Annotated in this window: 22 protein-coding genes, 1 tRNA gene and 1 other RNA gene; 10 read left to right on the top strand and 14 right to left on the bottom strand. The window is 68.6% G+C overall.

The features are described 5' to 3' along the window. Positions 1-34 precede the first annotated feature (34 nt). The 4 genes from ACP7AI_RS05350 to moaA all read right to left on the bottom strand — a co-directional run bounded on the left by ACP7AI_RS05350 (position 35) and on the right by moaA (position 3,516). Complete coding sequence (locus ACP7AI_RS05350) at positions 35-1,417, bottom strand: DUF6600 domain-containing protein (RefSeq protein ID WP_426164883.1); 1,383 nt, start codon at positions 1,415-1,417, stop codon at positions 35-37. 129 nt (positions 1,418-1,546) lie between these two features. After that, positions 1,547-1,621, bottom strand: a tRNA-Asn gene (locus ACP7AI_RS05345). A gap of 91 nt (positions 1,622-1,712) precedes the next feature. Further along, complete coding sequence (locus ACP7AI_RS05340) at positions 1,713-2,486, bottom strand: NAD kinase (protein ID WP_426164881.1); 774 nt, start codon at positions 2,484-2,486, stop codon at positions 1,713-1,715. Then, positions 2,479-3,516, bottom strand: a complete 1,038-nt coding sequence (moaA, locus tag ACP7AI_RS05335) for a GTP 3',8-cyclase MoaA (RefSeq protein WP_426164879.1) — start codon at positions 3,514-3,516, stop codon at positions 2,479-2,481. The genes ACP7AI_RS05340 and moaA overlap by 8 nt, the downstream gene beginning before the upstream one ends. A gap of 152 nt (positions 3,517-3,668) precedes the next feature. Here moaA and ACP7AI_RS05330 point away from each other — a divergent pair, with 152 nt between their 5' ends. After that, on the top strand, positions 3,669-5,447 hold the full coding sequence (locus ACP7AI_RS05330; protein ID WP_426164877.1) for an EAL domain-containing protein: 1,779 nt from the start codon (positions 3,669-3,671) through the stop codon (positions 5,445-5,447). Positions 5,448-5,471: 24 nt separating this feature from the next. Here the strand turns inward: ACP7AI_RS05330 and mfd are convergent, their stop codons facing one another. Then, complete coding sequence (gene mfd, locus ACP7AI_RS05325) at positions 5,472-9,071, bottom strand: transcription-repair coupling factor (RefSeq protein ID WP_426164875.1); 3,600 nt, start codon at positions 9,069-9,071, stop codon at positions 5,472-5,474. Positions 9,072-9,077: 6 nt separating this feature from the next. Next, entirely contained in the window at positions 9,078-9,368 is a 291-nt protein-coding gene (locus tag ACP7AI_RS05320; RefSeq protein WP_426164873.1) for a succinate dehydrogenase assembly factor 2, read from the bottom strand. Positions 9,369-9,434: 66 nt separating this feature from the next. Between ACP7AI_RS05320 and recG the strand changes: the two genes are divergently transcribed. Continuing rightward, entirely contained in the window at positions 9,435-11,498 is a 2,064-nt protein-coding gene (recG, locus tag ACP7AI_RS05315; protein ID WP_426164871.1) for an ATP-dependent DNA helicase RecG, read from the top strand. 32 nt (positions 11,499-11,530) lie between these two features. After that, complete coding sequence (locus ACP7AI_RS05310) at positions 11,531-12,016, top strand: hypothetical protein (RefSeq protein WP_426164869.1); 486 nt, start codon at positions 11,531-11,533, stop codon at positions 12,014-12,016. A 91-nt stretch (positions 12,017-12,107) separates the two neighbouring features. On the opposite strand, the gene rnpB is transcribed toward ACP7AI_RS05310, so the two are convergent. Next, an RNA gene (gene rnpB / locus ACP7AI_RS05305) (RNase P RNA component class A) lies at positions 12,108-12,508 on the bottom strand. Between the two features lie 58 nt (positions 12,509-12,566). Between rnpB and ACP7AI_RS05300 the strand changes: the two genes are divergently transcribed. Both ACP7AI_RS05300 and ACP7AI_RS05295 read left to right on the top strand, forming a co-directional pair. Continuing rightward, positions 12,567-12,917 (top strand): DUF6522 family protein, encoded by a 351-nt coding sequence (locus tag ACP7AI_RS05300; RefSeq protein ID WP_426164867.1) that lies wholly within the window; start codon positions 12,567-12,569, stop codon positions 12,915-12,917. A 137-nt stretch (positions 12,918-13,054) separates the two neighbouring features. After that, positions 13,055-13,417 (top strand): glutathione binding-like protein, encoded by a 363-nt coding sequence (locus ACP7AI_RS05295; RefSeq protein ID WP_426164865.1) that lies wholly within the window; start codon positions 13,055-13,057, stop codon positions 13,415-13,417. A 20-nt stretch (positions 13,418-13,437) separates the two neighbouring features. On the opposite strand, the gene ACP7AI_RS05290 is transcribed toward ACP7AI_RS05295, so the two are convergent. The 5 genes from ACP7AI_RS05290 to pgsA all read right to left on the bottom strand — a co-directional run bounded on the left by ACP7AI_RS05290 (position 13,438) and on the right by pgsA (position 15,286). After that, complete coding sequence (locus tag ACP7AI_RS05290) at positions 13,438-13,614, bottom strand: YdcH family protein (RefSeq protein WP_426164863.1); 177 nt, start codon at positions 13,612-13,614, stop codon at positions 13,438-13,440. Beyond that, positions 13,611-13,907: a glutathione S-transferase family protein gene (locus tag ACP7AI_RS05285; RefSeq protein ID WP_426164861.1), complete on the bottom strand. Its 297-nt coding sequence runs from the start codon at positions 13,905-13,907 to the stop codon at positions 13,611-13,613. The genes ACP7AI_RS05290 and ACP7AI_RS05285 overlap by 4 nt, the downstream gene beginning before the upstream one ends. Beyond that, the gene (locus ACP7AI_RS05280) at positions 13,904-14,341 is read right to left on the bottom strand and encodes a molybdenum cofactor biosynthesis protein MoaE (RefSeq protein WP_426164859.1); all 438 of its coding nucleotides are present in this window, start codon (positions 14,339-14,341) and stop codon (positions 13,904-13,906) included. The genes ACP7AI_RS05285 and ACP7AI_RS05280 overlap by 4 nt, the downstream gene beginning before the upstream one ends. A gap of 124 nt (positions 14,342-14,465) precedes the next feature. Then, positions 14,466-14,726, bottom strand: coding sequence for a molybdopterin converting factor subunit 1 (gene moaD / locus ACP7AI_RS05275; protein ID WP_426164857.1), 261 nt, complete (start codon positions 14,724-14,726; stop codon positions 14,466-14,468). Between the two features lie 2 nt (positions 14,727-14,728). Continuing rightward, positions 14,729-15,286 carry a CDP-diacylglycerol--glycerol-3-phosphate 3-phosphatidyltransferase gene (gene pgsA / locus ACP7AI_RS05270; protein WP_426166562.1) on the bottom strand — a complete coding sequence of 186 codons (558 nt, stop codon included), beginning with the start codon at positions 15,284-15,286 and terminating at the stop codon, positions 14,729-14,731. Positions 15,287-15,337: 51 nt separating this feature from the next. Between pgsA and ACP7AI_RS05265 the strand changes: the two genes are divergently transcribed. The 4 genes from ACP7AI_RS05265 (at position 15,338) to ACP7AI_RS05250 (ending at position 17,257) form a co-directional block, all read left to right on the top strand. Then, complete coding sequence (locus tag ACP7AI_RS05265) at positions 15,338-16,009, top strand: nitroreductase (protein WP_426164855.1); 672 nt, start codon at positions 15,338-15,340, stop codon at positions 16,007-16,009. A 65-nt stretch (positions 16,010-16,074) separates the two neighbouring features. After that, a complete protein-coding gene (locus tag ACP7AI_RS05260; protein ID WP_426164853.1) occupies positions 16,075-16,632 on the top strand; it encodes a murein L,D-transpeptidase catalytic domain family protein in 558 nt (185 codons plus the stop codon). A gap of 47 nt (positions 16,633-16,679) precedes the next feature. Next, positions 16,680-17,156: a carboxymuconolactone decarboxylase family protein gene (locus ACP7AI_RS05255; RefSeq protein WP_426164851.1), complete on the top strand. Its 477-nt coding sequence runs from the start codon at positions 16,680-16,682 to the stop codon at positions 17,154-17,156. Continuing rightward, on the top strand, positions 17,126-17,257 hold the full coding sequence (locus ACP7AI_RS05250; protein WP_426164849.1) for a hypothetical protein: 132 nt from the start codon (positions 17,126-17,128) through the stop codon (positions 17,255-17,257). Before ACP7AI_RS05255 ends, ACP7AI_RS05250 begins: the two co-directional genes overlap by 31 nt. A 47-nt stretch (positions 17,258-17,304) precedes the next feature. Here the strand turns inward: ACP7AI_RS05250 and ACP7AI_RS05245 are convergent, their stop codons facing one another. Then, positions 17,305-18,009 carry a glutathione S-transferase family protein gene (locus ACP7AI_RS05245; protein ID WP_426164847.1) on the bottom strand — a complete coding sequence of 235 codons (705 nt, stop codon included), beginning with the start codon at positions 18,007-18,009 and terminating at the stop codon, positions 17,305-17,307. 55 nt (positions 18,010-18,064) lie between these two features. Then, positions 18,065-19,990, bottom strand: coding sequence for an excinuclease ABC subunit UvrC (gene uvrC, locus ACP7AI_RS05240; protein WP_426164845.1), 1,926 nt, complete (start codon positions 19,988-19,990; stop codon positions 18,065-18,067). 144 nt (positions 19,991-20,134) lie between these two features. Between uvrC and ACP7AI_RS05235 the strand changes: the two genes are divergently transcribed. After that, a complete protein-coding gene (locus ACP7AI_RS05235) occupies positions 20,135-21,349 on the top strand; it encodes an ectonucleotide pyrophosphatase/phosphodiesterase (protein WP_426164843.1) in 1,215 nt (404 codons plus the stop codon). Positions 21,350-21,363 lie beyond the last annotated feature (14 nt).

The following is a 21,363-nucleotide window of genomic DNA, read 5'->3' as shown; positions in this document are numbered from 1 at the left end:
CCGCAAAGGCGCAACGCCGCGACCCCGTATCGCTTTACTGCGGCCGTTCGGCGCGCGATTCGCCCGACCGGCCACGGAAGCCGCCGCCGTTGTCGCCGCGCGGGGGCGGCGCCGAGCGTTGGACCTGCGGCGGTGCGGAGCGCTGGACCTGCGGTGGTGCCGAACGCTGCACCTGCGGTACAGGCCGCTGGACCATGCCGCCGGCAATGGCGCCACCGACATTGCCGCCCTGATAGGCCGGGCGACCACCGCCGGGCACGCCGCCGGGCACGCCATCCGGGCGCGGCCGGCCAAAGTTGGCGCCCGTGCCAGGCTGGCCGTTGCCGGGCCGACCCTGCCAATTGGCCGGTGGCCGCACCGGAGCGCCGGAAATGCCGCCGCCGATCGCCTCGCCGACGCCGGGCGGGCGACCCTGATTATAGCCGGGACGGCCCGCCTGATTGCCGCCGTTGGGCCGGCCCTGCCAATTGCCGCCGTTCGGCCGGCCCTGCCAGTTGCCGCCGTTGGGGCGACCCTGCCAGTTGCCGCTATAGCCCGGGCGCTGCGGCACGCCGGCGATGCTGCCGCCGATGGCACCGCCGACCGCCGGCTGGCGCGGGCGATTGCCGTTCCAGTTGCCGCCGGGCCGACCGCCATTCCAGTTGCCGCCAGGGCGGCCGCCGTTCCAGCCACCCGCGCGACCCTGCCAGTTGCCATAGCCCGGCCGGCCGTTCCAGCCGCTGTTCCAGTTCCAGCGGCTGCCGCGCCAGTAATCGAAGCCGCGGTTCCACGGCAGCACCCGGCCACCGAAACGCGGCTGGTACAGATAGGCGCTCGGTACCCAGACCCAGCTCGGCCCGTACCAGCTATTGAAATTGTCGAAGCCGAAGCCGCTGCCGAACCCGACGCCGAACGAATAGTTGACGCCCGGCGGGATCGGCGCCCAGCCGACGACCTGGCCATCGGCTTGGTCAGCCTCGCGCCATGCCACCCATGACGGGGCCCATTCGGTGCCAGGCACCCAGACCCAGGCGTTGATCCGTTCGTCATAGCCCCAGCGACCATAGTGATCGGTCGCCCAGCCCCAGGGATCGTCGCTGATCCACAGCCGGTCCTCGCCCCAGCGGCCGTTGACATAGGGGCGCCAGCCCGGGGACGCATTGGGCAGGAAGGCACGGCCGAAACGGCTGTCGACCCACTGGCCATATTGCGCCAGCGGTTCGAAGAACGCGTCGATCGACTGGACATTCTGGCCGCCGAACAGGTCGCCCGGCTGGATCATCTGGCCGCTGCCCATGCCGTCGTCATAGCCGGGCGGATATTCGGGTGCGTACCCCGTATTGTAGCCCAGCGCATAGCTGTCATAGGCGCAACCGCCGGTGAACATCAGCGCCACAAGCGGCATCACGCGCAGCAGGGAAGTCGGGGAAAACGGCATGGCAATCCTTTCGAATGTCCGATGCTGTACGCTCCGCCGACTGTCGCAGCGATGAATGGGCGGTTTAGCGGGGTGAAAGGAATGGCCGGCATAAGCCGGCGTTGCGCCTGTCTGCCCTATGGGCAGAAATGGCTCCGCGGGTAGGATTCGAACCTACGGCCAGACGATTAACAGTCGTCTGCTCTACCACTGAGCTACCGCGGAACAGGGCAAGGCGGCGGCTATAGCGGGGGGATCGGCGGGGGGCAAGCGGGTTTCGCAAGGCCAATTGCGCTCCGGCTGCGGGATCGGCTTTTCAGCTGGCGAACTGTTCGAGGACGATACGGTCGTCGAGGGCATAGCCGGGGTCGAAGAGCAGCTCCAGCGTCACCGATTTGTCGGTGACGACGCGGACGATGTCGACATCGCGGACCTCGCGCTGGTCGGCGACGGCGGAGACCGGGCGCTTCTTTGCCTCCAGCACGCGGAATTCGATGACGCTGGCCTGGGGCAGCAGCGCGCCGCGCCAGCGCCGCGGGCGGAACGGGCTTATCGGGGTTAACGCCAGCAGGTCGGACTGCAGCGGCAGGATCGGGCCATTGGCGCTCAGGTTATAGGCGGTGGAGCCGGCCGGTGTCGCGACCAGCACGCCGTCGCAGATCAGTTCCGCCATGCGAACCTGGCCGTCGATGGCGATCTCGATCTTGGCCGTCTGGCGGGTCTCGCGCAGCAGCGAGACCTCGTTGATCGCTGGTGACGTGATCGTTTCCCCGCCGACGGTGATCGCCGTCATCAGCAGCGGGTGCAGGGTGAAGGCGCGGGCGGCAGCGATGCGCGCCGGCAGGTCGTCCTCCTCGAACTCGTTCATCATGAAGCCGACGGTGCCGCGATTCATGCCGAACATCGGTTTCGGTGCCTGGGCGGACAGCGCCTCGTGGAGGGTGTGGAGCAGGAAGCCGTCGCCGCCGATGGCCACGACGACATCGGCATCGCGGACGGCGACGAAATCATAGCGGGCGCGCAGCGCGGCGCCGGCCGCCTCCGCGACCTCGGTATCGGACACCAGCAGCGCCAGCCGGGGATCAGCCACCGGTAACGCTCATGTGACGCCGGACGGCGGGGGCGGCGGCGCGGCGATCGATGACGAAATCATGGCCCCTGGGCTTGCGGGTGATGGCTTCGGTGAGCGCCGCATCGAGCGCATTGTCGTCATCGCTGGTGCGGACGACGCTGCGCAGGTCTGCGACATCGTCCTGGCCGAGGCACATGTAGAGCTGGCCGGTGGCTGTCAGCCGGACGCGGTTGCAGCTTTCGCAGAAATTGTGGGTCAGCGGCGTGATGAAGCCGAGCCGCTGTCCGGTTTCGCGGATACGGACGTAACGCGCCGGGCCGCCGGTGTTGTCGGGCAGGTCGTCGAGTGTCCAGCGCGTCTCCAGGTCGGCGCGGACACGGCTGAGCGGCAGGTAATGATCGACGCGATCGACGCCGATTTCGCCGAGCGGCATGGTTTCGATCAGCACCAGATCGTGGCCATGCGTCGCGCAGAACGCCAGCATGGCCTCCACCTCGCCGTCGTTGACGCCGGCGAGCGCCACCATGTTTATCTTGACGTGCAGCCCGGCGGCGCTGGCGGCGGCGATGCCACCCAGCACCTGCGGCAGCCGGCCCCAGCGGGTGATGTCGGCGAATTTGCCCGGGTCGAGCGTGTCGAGGCTGATATTCACCCGGCGCACGCCGGCGGCGAACAGGTCTTCGGCGTGGCGCACCATCTGGCTGCCGTTACTGGTCAGCGTCAGCTCGTCGAGGTCGCCGGTCCTCAGATGGCGGCCGAGCGCGCGGACGAGATCGATGATGCCGCGGCGGACCAGCGGCTCCCCGCCGGTCAGGCGCAGCTTGCGGGTGCCGCGGCGGATGAAGGCGGAGGCGAGGCGGTCGATTTCTTCCAGGCTGAGCACTTCGGCCTTGGGCAAAAACGTCATCGCCTCGGGCATGCAATAGACGCAGCGGAAATCGCAGCGATCGGTGACCGAGACGCGCAGATAGGAAATCGCGCGGCCGAATGGATCGACCAGCGGCGCGCCGCGGGTGGCGGGGCGATCGAGGAGGGCGGTGGGCGTCATCGCCGCGCAACGTGGCCCCGCGACCCCGACAAGTCCAGCCCGGCAGAAGCGACAGGCGGGCTGCGACCCAGTTGCGGCTGGCACTTGCCGATAGCGCTGCTATGAACGATCGGACCCGGGATGCGACACCGCTGTCGCCGGGCGGAGCGTGAATGCCGATGCCTGCGGCGCTACCAGTGCTGATCGTGTCCCCCCGCTATGCCGACGAGGTCGCGGCATCGGTGACGGCGACCGGAATGGTGCCGCGCATCGAACGCCGTACCGAACGTGCCGAGGAACGATTTGCCGATGAACCGGCGCGGCTGGTCGTCGTCGACGCCCGCGGCGCGCTGGCGCCGGGTATGGTGGTTGCCAAGGCGCTCGGCCCGGCCGTCGAGGAGCGCCGCGGTGCCATGCTGGTGCTGTTGTCGCGAGCCGACAGCGGCGCCACCAGCGCCGCCCATGATGCCGGCGCCACCGGCGTGCTGGTCAGCCCGTTCGGCGCCGCAACGTTCGGCAATGCGCTGCGGCTGGCGGCGCGCCACGCCCGGCGGCTCGACGCGGCGACCGAGGCGCTCGAGACGGGTGGCGGCACCGACCGCCGCCACGACACGCTGACGGGGCTTGCCACCGGCGACCTGTTGCAGGGCTGGATCGCCGCGCGGCTGGCCGAGCCCGGGCGCCCGCAGCCGGTCTATGTGCTCGCCGTCGGTGTCGGCCGCTTTGCCCAGATCAATGCCGCCTATGGCCGCGCCGTTGCCGATCGCGTGCTGAGCGCGGTTGCGCTGCGGCTGTCGCAGATCGTCGATGCGCGCAGCCACCGCGGCATCGATGGCGAAACCCGCCTGCTCGGACGCCTGGCGGCGGCGGAATTTGCGGTGGCGACGGCCGGGCGGCTGGTGCTGGCCGATGCGACGCGGCTGGCGCATGCGCTGGCGGCGGCGTTCGAGCGGCCGTTCGTCGTCGACGACCATGTCATCCATTTGTCGGCGCGGGTCGGTATCGCCGCCAGTGCCGACGAGGAAGGCGACAGCGATGGTGAGCGGGCGGAAAGCGACGCCGCGGCGATCATCCGTCGTGCCACGGCGGCGCTGGCGATGGCGCGCACCGGCGAGGCCGGGACGGTGGAGGTCTTCCAGACCGAACCCGGCGGCGACCCGCTGACGCGCATGGCCGACCTCGAATCCGACTTGCACGACGCCATCGAGAATGGCGACATCGCGCTCGTTTTCCAGCCGCAGATGGCGCTGGCCAGCGGGCAGATCGCCGCTGTCGAGGCGCTGGTGCGCTGGGAACACCCGCAATTGGGGCTGCTGCCGGCGGAAACGCTGCTCGAAACCGCGGCGTCGGCGGAGCTGGCCATCAAGCTTGGCCGCCATATCCGCGAGCGGGCGATCGCCGAGGCGGCGCGTTGGCTCGGCCGGCTGGCGCGGCTGAAGCTGTCAGTCAATGTCACCGCCGCCGACCTGGCCGACCCGGGTTTTGCCGAGGCGCTCGAGGCGGCGCTGGCGGCATCGGGACTGGCGCGACAGCGGCTGACGCTCGAAGTCACCGAAGGCGCGCTGATCGACGACATGCGCGGCGCGGTGAACCTGCTGGCGCGGCTGCGCGCGACGGGGGTCAAGGTGGCGCTCGATGATTTCGGCACCGGCTATTCGTCGCTGGCGTGGATGGCGCGGCTGCCGATCGACCAGATCAAGCTCGATCGCAGCTTCACCCTGGGGCTGACCGGGTCCCCGCGCGAGCGTGTCGTCGTCGAGACCGTGGTGCGGCTGTCGAAGCAGCTGGGGCTGACGGTCGTCGCCGAGGGTGTCGAGGACGATGTCCAGCTGGAGGCGACGCGGCTGGCGGGCTGCGATGCGATTCAAGGTTACCAGGTGGCGCCGCCGATGCAGCTGGCGGCGCTGGAGACGTTCTGCAACGGCTGGCGGGTGGCGGAGCTGGCTGGGTAGGCGACCAGTCTCCGCCGCGGCACGTCAGCGGCCCTTTACCTTCGCCTTGAACACGCTGGGACGCGGCGGTGCCAGTTTCGCCGGCGGCAGCGCCTTGCCCGCGGGCCTGGGTGCCGCGGGCTTGACGGTCGCACCGGCGGCGAGCTTGGCAAGCGTCGAGGCGACCTGCAGCGCACCCTTGAGCCGGGCCGAGTCGGCCGCCCAGTCCGCGGCGATGAACAGCTTCTGGTCCGGCCGGATCTTGGCGCGCGCGCCGAGCCGGTCGATATAGGCCATCAGGCCGTCGGGGTTGCTGAAATGGTCGTTCTGGAACGTGACGAGGCCGCCCTTGGGCCCCGCCTCCAGCTTGGCGACGCCGGCGCCCAGACACGCCAGCTTGATCTCGATGATGGCGAGCAGGTTCGATGCTTCCAGCGGCAGCGGCCCGAAGCGATCGATCATTTCCGCGGCAAAGCCGTCGATGTCCTGGCGGCCCTGCATCTCGTTGAGACGGCGGTAGAGCGCCATGCGGACGTTGAGGTCGGGCACATAATCCTCGGGGATGAGGATCGGCACTTCGGCGGTGATCTGGGGGCTGAAGGCTTCGGCCGGCGGCTTGACGCCCTTGGCGGTGGCTTGGGCCTCGAGGATCGCCTCCTCCAGCATCGACTGGTAGAGCTCGAAGCCGATCTCCTTGATATGGCCCGATTGTTCGTCACCGAGCAGGTTGCCGGCACCGCGCTGGTCGAGATCGTGGCTGGCGAGCTGGAAGCCGGCGCCGAGCGTGTCGAGCGCGCTGAGCACCTGCAGGCGTTTTTCGGCGCCTTCGGTGATCGACTGGTCGGCGGGCGTCGTGAGATACGCATAGGCGCGGGTCTTGGCGCGCCCGACGCGGCCGCGGATCTGGTACAATTGCGCGAGGCCGAAGCGATCGGCGCGGTGGACGATCAATGTGTTGGCGGATGGAATGTCGAGGCCCGATTCGATGATCGTCGTCGACAGCAGCACGTCATATTGCTTGTCGTAAAAGGCGCTCATCCGCTCCTCGACTTCGGTCGGCGCCATCTGGCCGTGCGCGGTGACGGGCTTCACCTCGGGCACCTGTTCGCGGATGAACTGTTCGATATCGGCGAGGTCGGCGATGCGCGGCACGACAAAGAAACTCTGCCCGCCGCGATAATGTTCGCGCAGCAGTGCCTCGCGCAGCACGACCTCGTCGAAGGGCATCACGTACGTCCGCACGGCGAGGCGATCGACCGGCGGGGTGGCGATGATCGACATTTCGCGAAGGCCAGTCAGCGCCATCTGCAGGGTGCGCGGGATCGGGGTGGCGGTCAGCGTCAGGACATGGACATCGGCCTTCATCGCCTTCAGCCGTTCCTTGTGGGTGACGCCGAAACGCTGTTCCTCGTCGACGATGACGAGGCCGAGGCGCTTGAAATCGACCGACTTGGCGAGGATGGCATGGGTGCCGACGACGATGTCGACGGTGCCGTCGGTGATGCCCTCGCGCGTCGCCTTGGCGTCGTTGGCGGTGACCAGCCGCGATAGCTGGCGAACCTCGATCGGCAGGCCGGAGAAGCGTTCGGCAAAGCCGGCGAAATGCTGGCGGGCGAGCAATGTCGTCGGGCAGACGACGGCGACCTGCATGCCCGACAGCGCCGCGGCATAGGCGGCGCGCAATGCCACCTCGGTCTTGCCGAAGCCGACGTCGCCGCAGACGAGCCGGTCCATCGGGCGGCCCGAGGCGAGGTCGCCGAGCACATCGTCGATGGCGCGAAGCTGGTCGTCGGTCTCGATATAGGGGAAGCGGTCGGCAAAGGCGGCATAGCCGTGCGGGTCGACGATCGCCGGCTCGGCCTCGCGCAAGGAGCGTTCGGCGGCGGTCTTGAGCAGCTCGCCGGCGATCTCGCGGATGCGATCCTTCATGCGGCCGCGGCGGGCGGCCCAGGCGACGCCGCCCAGCTTGTCGAGGCCGACGCCTTCGGACTCGCTGCCGTAGCGGCTGAGCACGTCGATATTCTCGACCGGGACGTAGAGTTTCGAGCCGCCGTCGTAGGTCAGCGCGACGCAATCATGCGGGCGGCGCGCGATCTCGATGGCGACGAGGCCTTCGTAGCGGCCGATGCCGTGCTCGCGGTGGACGAGCAGGTCGCCCGGCGTCAGCATTGCCAGCTCGGCCATGAAGGCATCGGCCTTTTTCGCCGAGCGCTTGCGGCGCACGAGGCGGTCGCCGAGCATGTCCTGTTCGGTCAGCACCAGCAACGCCGACTTGGGCTCGGTGCGGGTGAAGCCATGCTCCAGCGGCACGACGGTCAGCGCGACCTGGCCCTTGGCGGTCAGGCCAAGCGCCTCCTGCCAGCTGTCGGCGACGGCGAGGCGGTCGATGCCTTCGTCCGCCAACAGCCCGCGCAGCCGCTCGCGGGCACCGTTCGAATAGCTGGCGAGGATCAGCCGGTCGCCGGCGGTGCGGCGGTCGTGGATGTGGGTCTTGATCTCGCTGTAGACCGGCGCGCCGCCATTGGCCTGGGCAATGCGCTCGGGGGCGAAGTCGCGGGCCGGATCGGCGTCGCAATCGATGGTGTTGCGGGTGCCGTCGGGCACGCCATAGGGAGACGCGACGTGGACGGTGCGGGATTTTAGCAGGCCGGCCCATTCGTCCTTGGCGAGGTACAGCGCGTCGGCGGGCAGCGGGCGATAGCTACCCTTCTTGCCTGACAGCGCCGCGGTGCGGTTGTCGTGATAGTCGGCGATGGCGGCGAAGCGATCCTCGGCGGCCTTGTCGGCACCGGCCTCGCGGACGATGACGGCATCGTCGCCGAGATAGTCGAAGACGGTGGCGAGTTCGGGTTCGAACAACGGCAGCCAATGTTCCATGCCGGCAAGGCGGCGGCCGTCGCTGACTGCTTCGTACAGCGGGTCGCCGGTGGCGGTGGCGCCGAAGCGTTCGAGATAGCCCGAGCGGAAATTGCGGATGCGATCCTCGTCGAGCAGCACCTCGCTGACCGGCAGCAGGGTAAAGCCGTCGGCAGGGCCGAGTGTGCGCTGGCTGGCCGGATCGAACTTCCTCAGCGTCTCGACCTCGTCACCGAAGAAGTCGAGTCGGAGGGCGTGTTCCGAGCCCGCGGGCATCAGGTCGAGCAGCGAGCCGCGCACCGCATATTCGCCGGCCTCGATCACCGTATCGGTGCGGACAAAGCCGTTGGCGGCAAGTTTCTTCGCAAGCTGGTCGCGATCGATGCGGGTGCCGGCCTCGATCCGCGCCGTCAGCGCGGCGATGCGCGCCGGCGGCAAGGTGCGCTGGGTGAAGGCGTTGATGGTGGTGACGAGCAGTTGCGCGCCGGCGGGCTTGCGTTCCAGCGCCGACAGGGCGGCGAGGCGTTCGGCGGCCACCCGAAGCCCCGGGGAGGCGCGGTCATAGGGCAGGCAATCCCAGGCCGGCAGGGTCAGCACCTCGATCTCGGGCGCGAAATAGCCGGCGGCGTCGGCCAGCGCCCGGGCGCTGCTGTCGTCGGCGGCGATGAAGACGGCGCGGCCAGCCGCGGCGCGGGCAACGTCGGCCATCAGCCAGGGCAGGAAGCCGGGGGCGCAGCGGGCAAGTGTCAGCGGCGACGTGGCGGCGACGAAGCGGCGGAGATCGATCACTTCGGGTCAGCGCATGGTGAGCGAAACATAATCCAGCTTTTTCAACGCATCCAGCATCGGCCCGTGGAACGCCGGAGGGGCCGCGATGGTGCCGAAGGCCCAGCCCATGACGTCGACATCCTGTTCGTCGAGCAGCGCTTCGAACCAGCGCAGTTCGGCGTCGTTCCAGCCGGCGGCGTAGCGGTCGGCAAAGCCGCCGATCATCAGGTCGGCCTCGCGGGTGCCGCGGTGCCAGGCGCGGAAGCGCAAGCGGCGCAGCCGGTGGTCGTGCGTGATGCCGTCGTTGGCCGCTTCCATCGCAAACTCCAAATGCCGCGGGCCCGTTTGAAATCGGGCACGCGGCGGCTATGACTGTCCCTAGCCATGCGGCCCGCCATCCTCAACCCGCTGTTCACGGAAACCGCCGCGCTGAAGGGCGTGGGTGCCGCACTGGTGCGGCAATTGGCCCGGCTGAAGCTCAATCGTGCGCTCGACCTCGTGTTTCACCTGCCGGTGATGGCGATCGACCGGGTGCAGGTCGAACAGATCGACGAATCGCTCGTCGGGCGGCCGATCGTCGTGGTGCTGACCATCGTGCGGCACGACAGCGGCGGGCCGCGCAGCCCGCTCAGGGCGCGGGCCGTCGACAGCGGCGGGCAATGGGTCGACCTGGTGTTCTTTGGCCAGTCGGGCGCCTGGGCGCGATCGAAGCTGCCGATCCAGCAGCAGCGGCGGATCACCGGCAAGCTCGACCGCTATGGCCAGTCGCTGCAGATCAGCCATCCGGAGATAGCACTGCCCGGCGAGCCGATGGGGCCGATGCTGCGCGAGCCGGTCTATCCGTTGACCGAAGGCGTCAGCAATCGCCGCATGGGCCAGATCATCAACATGGCGCTGGAGCGCGCGCCCGAGCTGCCCGAATGGATCGAGCCGAGCGTGCTGGAGCGCCACCAGTGGTTGCCGTGGCGGGCGGCGCTGGCGGCGGCGCATGACCTGCAGGGGGAAGGCAAGGCCAAGGACCGCCTGGCCTATGACGAATTGCTCGCCAACCAGCTGGCGCTGCTGCTGGTGCGGCGCGACACGCGAATGCGCAAAGGGCGCGCGCTGGCGGGGGATGGCCGTCTGACGGCGCCGCTGATCGCGTCGCTGCCCTGGGCGATGACCGGGGCGCAAAGCCGCGTACTGGCGGAGATCACCGGCGACATGGCGCAATCGTCGCCGATGCTGCGGCTGGTGCAGGGCGATGTCGGGTCGGGCAAGACGCTGGTGGCGCTGCTGGCGATGCTGACCGCGGTGGAGGCCGGGGCGCAGGCGGCGTTCCTGGCGCCGACCGAGATTCTGGCGCGGCAGCATTTTGCGACGATCAGCAAGCTGCTCGGGGACCTGCCGGTACGGGTGGCGATATTGACCGGGCGCGACAAGGGCAAGGTGCGGGCTGACCTGCTCGACGATCTGGCGATGGGGCGGATCGACATATTGATCGGCACCCACGCGATCTTCCAGGATGCGGTCGATTACGACGACCTGGGGCTGGTCGTCGTCGATGAGCAGCACCGGTTCGGCGTGGCGCAGCGGCTGTTGCTCGCCGCCAAGGCCAAGGCGCCGCCGCACCTGATCGCGATGACGGCGACGCCGATTCCGCGCAGCCTCGCGCTGACCAACTATGGCGAGATGGACGGATCGCAGATCGACGAGCTGCCACCGGGGCGGCAACCGATCGAAACGCGGGTGACGGCGGTGGAGCGGATGGACGAGGTCGTCGAGGCGCTGGGCCGACATCTGGCGGGCGGCGGCCAGGCATACTGGGTGTGCCCACTGGTCGAGGGGACGGAGACGGGAGACGAGGCGGCGGCGGAGCTGCGCGCGACGATGCTGCGAGCGCGCTTCGGCGGGGGTGTGGGCCTTGTGCACGGCCGGATGAAGCCCGCCGAGAAGGACGCGGTGATGGCCGAATTTTCCAGCGGCAATCTCGGCCTTCTGGTTGCGACGACGGTGATCGAGGTCGGCGTCGACGTGCCCAATGCGACGCTGATGATCATCGAGGCGGCGGAACGCTTCGGCCTGGCGCAATTGCACCAGCTGCGCGGCCGGGTCGGGCGTGGGCCGGGGCGATCGGTGTGCCTGTTGCTGCGGGGGACCGACCTGTCGGAGACGGCCAAGGCGCGGCTGAAGCTGATGCGCGAGACCAACGACGGCTTTCGCATCGCCGAGGAGGATCTGCGGCTGCGCGGTGCGGGCGAAATTCTCGGCGTGCGGCAATCGGGAGAGGCGGCGTTCCGGCTTGCCGATCCTGAGCGCACGGCGAAATTCGTCGGCATGGCGCGCGACGATGCGCGGCTGCTGCTCGATCGCGACGGTGGGCTGGATGGCGCGCGCGGGCAGGCGGCGCGGGTGCTGCTGTACCTGTTCGAGCGCGACGCCGGGGTGGCGCTGCTGCGGTCGGGGTGACGGGTGGCGGCGATGGGGCTATGGGCCGGGCGATGATGAGGATCATGTTGATTGCGCTGGGCCTGCTGACGGCTTCCCCGGTGCGCGCGGCGGATGCGAGCGCTGCGTTGCAGGCCGGGCTGACGGCCTATGCCGCGGCGGATTATGGCGCCGCACGGCGGGCGCTGCGGCCGCTGGCGGACCGCGGCTCGGCGGTTGCCGAAACGCTGATGGGGGTGATGGCGGCCAAGGGGCAGGGCCGGCGCGCCGACCCGGGGGCGGCGGTCGGCTGGTGGCTGCGTGCCGCCAATCGCGGCTATGCCCCCGCGCAGCTGGCGCTGGCGAAAGCGATGGCGGCAGGGCGCGGTGTGGCGCGCGATCGCGGCAAGGCCTGGGTGTGGGCGCGGCTGGCGGCGGGGGCCGGTGGCGAGACGGCGGCGGCGGCAGCGGCGCTGGCGGAGGGGCTGGGGCGGGGGTTTTCGGAAGCGGAGCTGGCACGGTTGGAGGATGAGCGGGCGGCTTGGCGGCCGTGGTCGTAAGGCGCAGCGCGTCCGTGAGCAGCGTAGCTGCGCGAGTCCGCGCATAACGAGGGATTTGCGTAGCAAATCGCCCGTCATGCGCGGCCGCGCTGCAGCCAGAGGATCTATAAGCCGGGTTCTGTACCTGCCCGAAGACAGGCGACGATCATTCCTCTAGGACGCCGATTGCCCGGCGCCTCAAGCAACCAACCCGGACGGCGAGGCCGGTTCCTGCCCTGGGTCTTGCGACCCGTGCCGTCCCTATTCGGTCTTGCTCCCGGTGGGGTTTGCCATGCCGCTTCGGTTACCCGTCGCGCGGTGCGCTCTTGCCGCACCCTTTCACCCTTGCCTGTCTCTCCGTTGCCGGAGCCCATCGGCGGTCTGCTCTCTGTGGCACTGTCCCTGGGGTCGCCCCCGCCGGGTGTTACCCGGCACCGCGTTCCGTGGAGCCCGGACTTTCCTCCCCCGCTTCAGCCTTGCGACTTTTTCGGCGGCGATCGCCCGATCCTCTGACCGCGGCGCCGCCCTAACAGCTTGCGCCGGCGTTCGCCAGTCGCCAAGGCCTGCAGCCATGATCGAGATCGACAATGATGGCTTCACCGTCGCCGCCGAGGTGATCGCCGAGGGGCTGAAGCTTGCACCGGCCGATATCCAGCCGATGCTGAAAGCCGGGATTATCCTGTCGGCGACCGAGGCCGGGGTGGACGAGGACCTGGGCACCTTCCGCCTGACCTTTTCGACGCGGCATCGCCGGCTGCGGCTGGTCGTCGATGCACTCGGCGGCGTGCTGTCGTCGTCGGTGCTCGATTTCGGCGAACAGCCGCTGCCTCCCGCCTCGCGGCGGCCGGCGCGGTCTGAAGTTTATCGGCGATCCGGCGCATTTCGGCGCCCACGCCCCTTGAACATTACTGTTTTGTCATGATGTGAAAGCTGTGGACGGGCCCCTCTGGCGATCCTCCGGGATCGTGATGTCGGACACACGCCGATCCGCGGGAACGCGCCGATGCGCTGATCCTCGAGGACTGGGCCGATGAAAGCCTGTATTTCTTCGACCTGACGATGCGCAACTGGCCGCAGAACCGGCAATGGTTCCTCGACGACCTGCTGCATGCCGAATCTGGACTCAAGCGCCGCGTGCTGCAGGCGTTGGTGCCCGGCGCGCTGCGCAAGGTCGCGGTCAATCAGGGGCTGGGCCGCAAGACCAAGGCGCAGGTGGTCGCCGAATTGACGCGGCACTACGATGGCCTGAATGCCAAGCTGCAGGGCCACGCCTGGCTGGTCGGCGACAGCATCGGCATCGCCGACCTGGCGGTGCGATCGATGGTGAATGTGATCGACCGCACCGTGGAGGGCCAGGCGTTGGTGGCGGCGCGTCCGGCGCTGCGCGACTGGGCGGAGCGGGTCGACGCGGCGACACTCTAGCGGCGGTGGTGATCAGCCGCTCAGTCGCGGCGTGTCCGGTTCAGATAGCCGGCAATCCGGTCCTTGATGGCCAGGCGCAGCTTCTTCATGCGGCTCAGGCGCGCTGCGTCGGGAACCCGCCGGCGCGCTTCGTCGCCGATGGCGGCGTCGAGTTTGCCGTGGACGACGCTCAGGCGATAGATGTCGGCGCTGCTCATGTGATCTCCCATCGGTTCCAGATCCGGCGGCGCCGTTCGACAGCGCGGCCGGGGATCAGCCGCGGCTCGGGCGCGATGGCATCGAGATGAGCGATGATGTCGGTCGAATCGACGATAATCCGGTCGCCGAAGTCGACGGCGGGGAATTTATTTGTCGGGCTGACGTGCTTGAACTTGCCCGGCGGCACGACGGGGATTTCGACCACCGTCCAGCCGATGCCCTTGAGCTTGAGCGCGCGGCGGACCTTGTCGCAGAACGGCGAGATCCTGAATTGATAGAGCGTGACGTTCATCGGCCCCCCCAGCGCGCTGCCGCGTCATCGTCGCTCGCCTTTGCCGCCACCCAGTCGCTGCCGTCATGTTTCCAGAATGGCGCCCGGGTTTTCAGCCAGTCCATCAGGAATTCGGCGGCTTCGAATGCCGCCTGGCGATGGGCACTGGCGACGGCGACGAACACGATGGCCTCGCCGGTCAGCAGCCGGCCGTGGCGGTGAATGACAGTGCCGGCGAGCAGCGGCCAGCGCGCTTCGGCTTCGGCGGCGATCGTGGCCATCTGACGGTCGGTCATCGCCGGGTAGTGCTCGAGGGTGAGCGCCTCAAGGCCGTTTTCGGCGCGGACATGGCCGGTGAAGGTGACGACGGCGCCGATATCGGTGCGGCCGGCGGTGAGCGCCGCGGTTTCGGCGGCGGTGTCGAAGGGTTGGGGCTGGGTGCGGGTGGTGATCATTTGGGTTGTATCATCCCGGCGCAGGCCGGGACCCATACACCACTGGTTCGGTGGCAAGGGTGCACCCGTTGCAACACTGTTTGTGGTTTATGGGCCCCGGCCTTCGCCGGGGTGACACGGGGGCTCACCCTCCGGTCACCGGCGGGAAGATCGCGATTTCCCGCGCGCCTGCCACCGACCCGGCCGGCCCGGCGAAATCCTGGTCCACCGCCACCCGGATGGCATCGCGATCGGCGAGCGCCGCTGCATGGCCCGGCGATCGAGTCGCCAGCCAGTCGAGCAGCTCGCCGACCGTTGCCACATCCGCCGGGGGCGCCAGCACCTCCTCGCCGACGCCGATCCGTTCGCGCACCCAGGCGAAGTAGAGGATTTGCATCACGGCCATGATCAGGCCATGTGCTTCAGGCCGACCCGCAAATAGTCATAGCCGGTGACCAGCGTCAGCCCGGCGGCGATCCACAGGCAGATCAGCCCGGCCTCCAGCACCGGCACGCCGGGCATCAGCCAGCCGGAGGCGCCGGCCAGCACCAGGCCGCCGAGTGCGATCATCTGGAACGCCGTTTTCCATTTCGCCAGCTGCGACACCGGCAGCGACACCTGCAGCCCGGCGAGATATTCGCGCAGGCCCGAAACGATGATCTCACGCAGCAGGATGACCAGCGCGGCGATAACCGCAACACCATGAACGATGCCGCTGTGGACCAGCATGACGATGGTCGCCGCCACCATGATCTTGTCGGCGATGGGATCGAGAAAGACGCCGATCTTCGATACCGTGCCCTGCGCCCGGGCCAGATAGCCATCGAGGTAATCGGTGACGCCGGCGATGCAGAACAGCACGAATGCGGTCAGCCATTGCCAGTCGCCCGGGCCCCACATCAGCGCCACCAGCAGCGGCACGGCGAGGATCCGGCTGAGCGTCAGCAGATTGGGGAGGCTGGACAACACCGCCCCTCCCTAGGCAATCCTGCGCCGTCTTGAAAGTAGGGGCTTGCCATGAACGTCAGTGAAGCCGTCGCGTCGCGGCGATCCGTGCGCGGGTTTCTCGACACGCCGGTCGATCCCGATGTCATCCGCCGCGTCGTCGAAAAGGCGGCGCGCGCCCCGTCGGGTGGCAATTTGCAGCCCTGGCACATCGATGTCGTCGGCGGTGCACCGCTTGCCGAGCTGAAGACGATCATGCAGCAGCGCATCCGCGAGCTGCCGGGCGGGGAGCCGACCGAGTACAGCATCTATCCCAAGGAGCTGGCCGACCCGTACAAGCGCTATCGCTTTGAAGTCGGAGAGGAACTGTACCGCGCTCTGGGCATTCCGCGCGAGGACAAGATGAAGCGACTGATGTGGTTCGCGCGCAATTTCCAGTTCTTCGGCGCGCCGGTAGCGCTGTTCTGTTCGGTGGCAAAGACCATGGGGCCGCCGCAGTGGAGCGACCTCGGCATGTACCTGCAGTCGCTGATGCTGTTGTTGCGCGAGGAGGGGCTCGACAGCTGCCCGCAGGAATGCTGGGCGATCTATCCTGCGACAATCCGGGCTTTTCTCGGGATACCCGAAGAGCGGATGCTCTTCACCGGCATGGCGATCGGCTATATTGATGCAGATGACCCTGCCAATGCCGCGCGCGCTGCGCGTGCGCCACTGGCGGACTTTGCGACCTTCCGCGGTATCTGACCGCAACAGGAGCCGATTTGCTCGATCGTCGTCGTTTTTTCGGACTGGCTGGAACAGGCGTCGCGATGACGGCCGTGCCGGCAAGGCTGATGGCGAGCGTCGCGCCGTCGCCCACGCTCGATCCGCGGCTGCTGGCGCGGGCGCTGGCGTCGTTCCAGCGCCACCGCGCGCAGGTCGGCAAGGCCGATGTCATGGCGATCGCCGACTACAGCCGGCCGTCACGCGACAAGCGCTTTCATCTGCTCGACCTCGCGTCGGGTGCGACGACATCGATGCTGGTGGCGCATGGCCGCGGTTCCGACCCGGCGCACAGCGGCTGGCTGAAGCAATTCTCCAATACCGACGGCAGCTATGCCTCGTGCAACGGCGCGTTCGTGACCGGCGCCGAATATGTCGGCAAGCATGGCCGCTCGATGCGCCTCGCCGGTCTCGACGCCAGCAACTGCAATGCCGAGCCGCGAGCGATCGTCATCCACACCGCGCCCTACGTCACCGAGGTCATGGCGCGGACGATGGGCAAGGTCGGCCGCTCGCAGGGCTGCTTCACGCTGACCGAGGCCGACTTGGGGCAGGTCATGGCGCGGCTCGGCAAGGGCCGGTTCCTCTATTCCGACAAGGTTTGACGCCGGCTTTCGAACGCCGCAATCTTCCCGAAAAAGGGGAGTTTGCCATGGACCTGCCGCACCGTCTCGACACGCCGCGCATCGCGCCGTTGCCGGTCGATGATTGGGACCCGGCGTTGCGCGAACAATTGCTCGGCAATCGTCCGCCCGAGATGGGCGATGGCGAGGTGTTCAACATCTTCAGGACGCTGGCCAGTCATCCAAAACTCGCCGGCGCCTTCGGGCGCTGGGGCAACCAGATATTGTTCAAGTCATCGCTGTCCCCACGCGATCGCGAACTGGCGATCCTGCGCGTCGGCTGGCTGGCGCGCGCCGCCTATGAATGGGGGCATCACGTCGCCATCGCGCGCGACCATGCCGGGATGAGCGAGGGCGATATCGACCTGGCCCGGTCGGGGCCGGTGGCGGGCAGCGATGCGCCCGACGATGTGCTGCTGCGGGCGGTCGACGAGCTGGTCGGTGACCATTCATCAGCGCGCCGACCTGGGCGGCGTTGGCGACGCGCTACGACGAGACGCAGCTGATCGACCTGGTGTTCACCGTCGGCCAGTACACGATGGTCAGCATGGCGCTGAACAGCTTCGGGGTGCAGCTGGAGGACGGGTATCGGGGGCGCACTTCATAAGCTGTCACCCCGGCGTAGGCCGGGGTAACAGCTTCAAACCGCGGCCCTCACGCTTCTCGCTTGCCCATTTCGACCATGGACCGGGCGCGGTCGACGAAGCGGCGTGTCTCGTCGGTGTCTTCGGGCTTCATCTTGCTCGGCTCGGGTATCAGGATGCCGCGCTGGGCCGCCGGACGTTCGGCGATGGCGGCCTTCCAGCGCAGCAGATTGGGGAGGCCCTCGGTCTCGATGCCCGACCATTTGGCGGTGCGGACCCAGCACCAATTGGCGATGTCGGCGATGCTGTAGTCGCCGGCGAGATATTCATGGTCGGCGAGCTGGCGGTCGAGCACGGTGAACAGGCGGCGGCCCTCGCCCTGGAAACGCGCGATGGCGGCCGGGATCTTCTCGGGAAAATAGCGGTAGAAGACATTCGCCTGGCCCATCATCGGGCCGATGCCGCCCATCTGGAACATCAGCCATTGCATGACGCGGCTGCGGCCCTGCACGTCGGTCGGCATCAGCTGCCCGGTCTTTTCGGCGAGATAGACGAGGATGGCGCCCGATTCGAAGATCGGGAAGCCATCGTCGACCAGCGCCGGCACGCGGCCGTTGGGCGAAAGCGTCGTGAAGGCCGATGTCTTCTGCTCGCCGGCGGCCAGGTCGACGCGATGAACGTCGTAGGGCAGGCCCATCTCCTCCAGCGTCACGGAGACCTTGTAGCAATTCGGCGTCGCGGCGGTGTAGAAGCTGAGTGTCATCGTGCGGTCCATCCCGGGCGGGAGCGATAGCGCTGCGCCTGCACGCGGCGGCTGTAAAGAGGCTGCATCATCCGCGCGGGTGGAAATGCTGGTGGATCGCCTCCGCCATCAGCCGCGAGATACCGGGCGCGCGCTCCAAGTCCTCCAGCGTCGCGCCGCGCACCGCCCGCGAGGTGCCGAAGTGCATCAGCAGCGCCTTCTTGCGCGCCGGGCCGATGCCGGGAACATCGTCGAGCGGATTGGCGGCGATCGCCTTCGATCGCTTGGCGCGGTGGGCGCCGATGGCGAAGCGGTGCGCCTCGTCGCGCAGCCGCTGCAGGAAGAACAACACCGGGGCGTTGGGCGGCAGGTGGAGTTCGCGGCCCGACGGCAGATGGAAGGTCTCGCGACCGGCGTCGCGATCGAAGCCCTTGGACACGCCGACGACGCAGACATTGTCGACGCCGAGTTCGGAAAGCGCCTCGTTGACGCTCGACAACTGGCCCCTTCCGCCGTCGATCAGCACCAGGTCGGGCCAGTCGCCCGCCGTCCGGTCGGGATCTTCCTTTTCCAGCCGGGCAAAGCGGCGGGACAGCATCGCCTTCATCATCGCGAAGTCGTCGCCCGGCGTGATGCGCGAATCGTTCATGTTGAACTTGCGATACTGGTTTTTCAGAAAGCCGTCGGGGCCGGCGACGATCATCGCGCCCAGCGCATTGCTGCCCTGGATATGGCTGTTGTCATAGACTTCGATGCGCTTCGGCGGCGCGTCGAGATCGAACAGCTCGGCCAGCTCGACCAGCAACCGGCCCTGGGTGGTCGATTCGGCGAGCCGGCGCTGCAGCGCCTCGACGGCGTTGCGGCGGGCCTGTTCGATCAGCTTGCGGTTGGGGCCGCGTTGCGGTGCCTTGACGCCGACGCGGTGTCCGGCTTTTTCCGACAGCGCCTCGGATAGCAGCGGCGCTTCTTCCAGCGCGCGGTCGAGCAGCAGTTCGCGCGGCGGCGGCAGTTCCTCGTACAGCTGGGCAAGGAAGCTGAGCAGCACCTCGTCCTCGGAAACGCCGTCGGTGTGGGCCGGAAAGAATGCCCGATGGCCCCAGTTCTGCCCGCCGCGGATGAAGAAGATCTGGATGCACATGGTGCCGCCCTCACAGGCCAGCGCGATGATGTCGGCGTCGCTGGCCGAGCCCTCGGCGTTTATGGCCTGGCTGCCCTGGATGAAGGTCAGCGCGCGCAGCCGGTCGCGGAGGACCGCGGCGAGTTCGAAATCGCGTGCCGCGGCGGCGGCGGTCATGGCGTCGCCGAGCTTCTTCTGCGCCTCCTGGGTGCGGCCCGACAGGAACGACTTGGCGTCGGCGACGAGCTCGGCATAGGCGGCGTCGTCGATGCGGCCGACGCAAGGGGCGGAGCAGCGCTTGATCTGGTGCAGCAGGCAGGGCCGGCTTCGGTTGGCGAAGAAGCTGTCGCTGCACGATCGCAGCAGAAACACCTTTTGGAGCGCATTGAGCGTGACGTTGACGGCGCCGGCGCTGGCGAAGGGTCCGTAGAACACGCCTTTGCCGGCCTTGGCGCCGCGATGCTTGGAAATGCGGGGGAATTCATGATCTTCCCGCAGAAAGATGAAGGGGAAGCTCTTGTCGTCGCGGAGCAGCACATTGTACGGCGGGCGATAGCGCTTGATCAGCTGCGCCTCGAGCAGCAGCGCCTCCGCCTCGCTGTTGGTAGTGACGATCGTCATGTCGCGGGTCTGGGCGACCATGCGCTGCAGGCGTCGCGACAGGCGCGACACCTGGGTATAGTTGGTGACACGATTCTTCAGCGCCCGCGCCTTGCCGATGTAGAGCACGGCGCCCTCGGCATCGGTCATCCGGTAGACGCCGGGGCGGACGGGCAGGGTCCGCAGCACATTGCGGATGGCGGCGACGCCGCGATCGATATCGGGCGCATCCTTCCCCTGCACCGTGAAGGTGGCGGTTTCTTCCGAAAAGCGATCGAGGGTCGGCGGCTGTGCCATGCGGCGGATTTAGGGGTGCGCGGCGGGTTGCGCCAGCCCGGTATCGCCACCTGCGTCATCGCTTTGCCACAGGGGCTTGCGACAGGGTGGCCGACGCGGCAAGCGATTCCGGTCGGCTGTCGGCAACCTGCAAAGGCACGAACCATGCGCCACCCGATCCTGTTGCTGCTGCTGATGCTGGCGGCCTGTGCCGGGCCGCGGGTCGCCACCGCGCCGGGGGCCGGGTCGCGGCCGCCGGTCATCCTGGTGTCGATCGACGGCTTCAGGCCCGATTATCTCACCCGCGGCGTCACGCCGAACCTGAATGCGCTGGCCGCGGCCGGCACGCGCGCCACCGCGATGCGACCGAGCTTTCCGTCGCTGACCTTTCCCAACCACTACACGATCGTTACCGGGCTGCGGCCCGACCATCACGGCGTCGTCGGGAACAACATGGAGGATGCGGCCATTCCGGGGGTGCGCTTTGGCATGGGCAACCGCGATGCTGTCGGCGACCGGCGCTGGTGGGACCAGGGTGAACCGATCTGGGTGACGGCCGAACGCGCCGGGATCAAGACCGCGACGATGTTCTGGCCGGGCTCGGAAGCGCCGGTGCAGGGGGTGCGGCCGACGCGCTGGCTGCCCTTCGACGGCGCCATGCCCGGCGACCGCCGCGTCGACACGCTGCTCGGCTGGCTCGACGGCCCGGATCGGCCGGGACTGGCGACGCTGTATTTCGATACCGTCGACCATGATGGCCATGAATTCGGCCCCGATGCACCGCAGACGACGGCGGCGGTGGCCGCTGTCGACGTCCAGATCGGCCGGCTGGTGGCGGGGCTGCAGGCGCGCGGCATCGCCGCCAATATCGTCGTCGTGTCCGATCACGGCATGGCGGCGGTGCCGGCCGACCACATCATCCGCATCGACGAAATCGCTCCGGCGGGCAGTTTCCGGCTGGTCGGCAGCGGCGCCGTCGCCGGGATCGAGTCGCAGCCGGGGCAGGAGGCGGCGCTGGCCGCCGCGCTGCTGCAGCCGCGGCCCCACCTGCAATGCTGGCGCAAGGGGCAGATGCCGGCGCGGTACGGATATGGCCGCAATGCGCGGGTGCCGGCACTCGTCTGCCTTGCCGATGTCGGCTGGTACATGCTGGCGGCGCCGCCGCGCGCGGACATGACGCTGGGCGGCGCCCATGGCTTTGATCCGGCGGCGCCCGAGATGGCGGCCAGCTTTGTCGCCGCCGGGCCGGCGTTCCGGGCCGGCACGGTGCTGCCGCCCTTCGACAATGTTGACGTCCATCCGCTGCTGCTGCGCCTGCTCGGCCTGCCGCCGCGGGCTTCGGACGGCACGATCGCGCCGCTGCGGAAGGCGCTGCGCTGATCTCGACAGGGCCG

Source organism: Sandarakinorhabdus sp. DWP1-3-1, assembly GCF_049896705.1.
Taxonomy (GTDB): domain Bacteria; phylum Pseudomonadota; class Alphaproteobacteria; order Sphingomonadales; family Sphingomonadaceae; genus Sandarakinorhabdus.
This window is presented reverse-complemented; position numbering and strand designations above follow the sequence as displayed.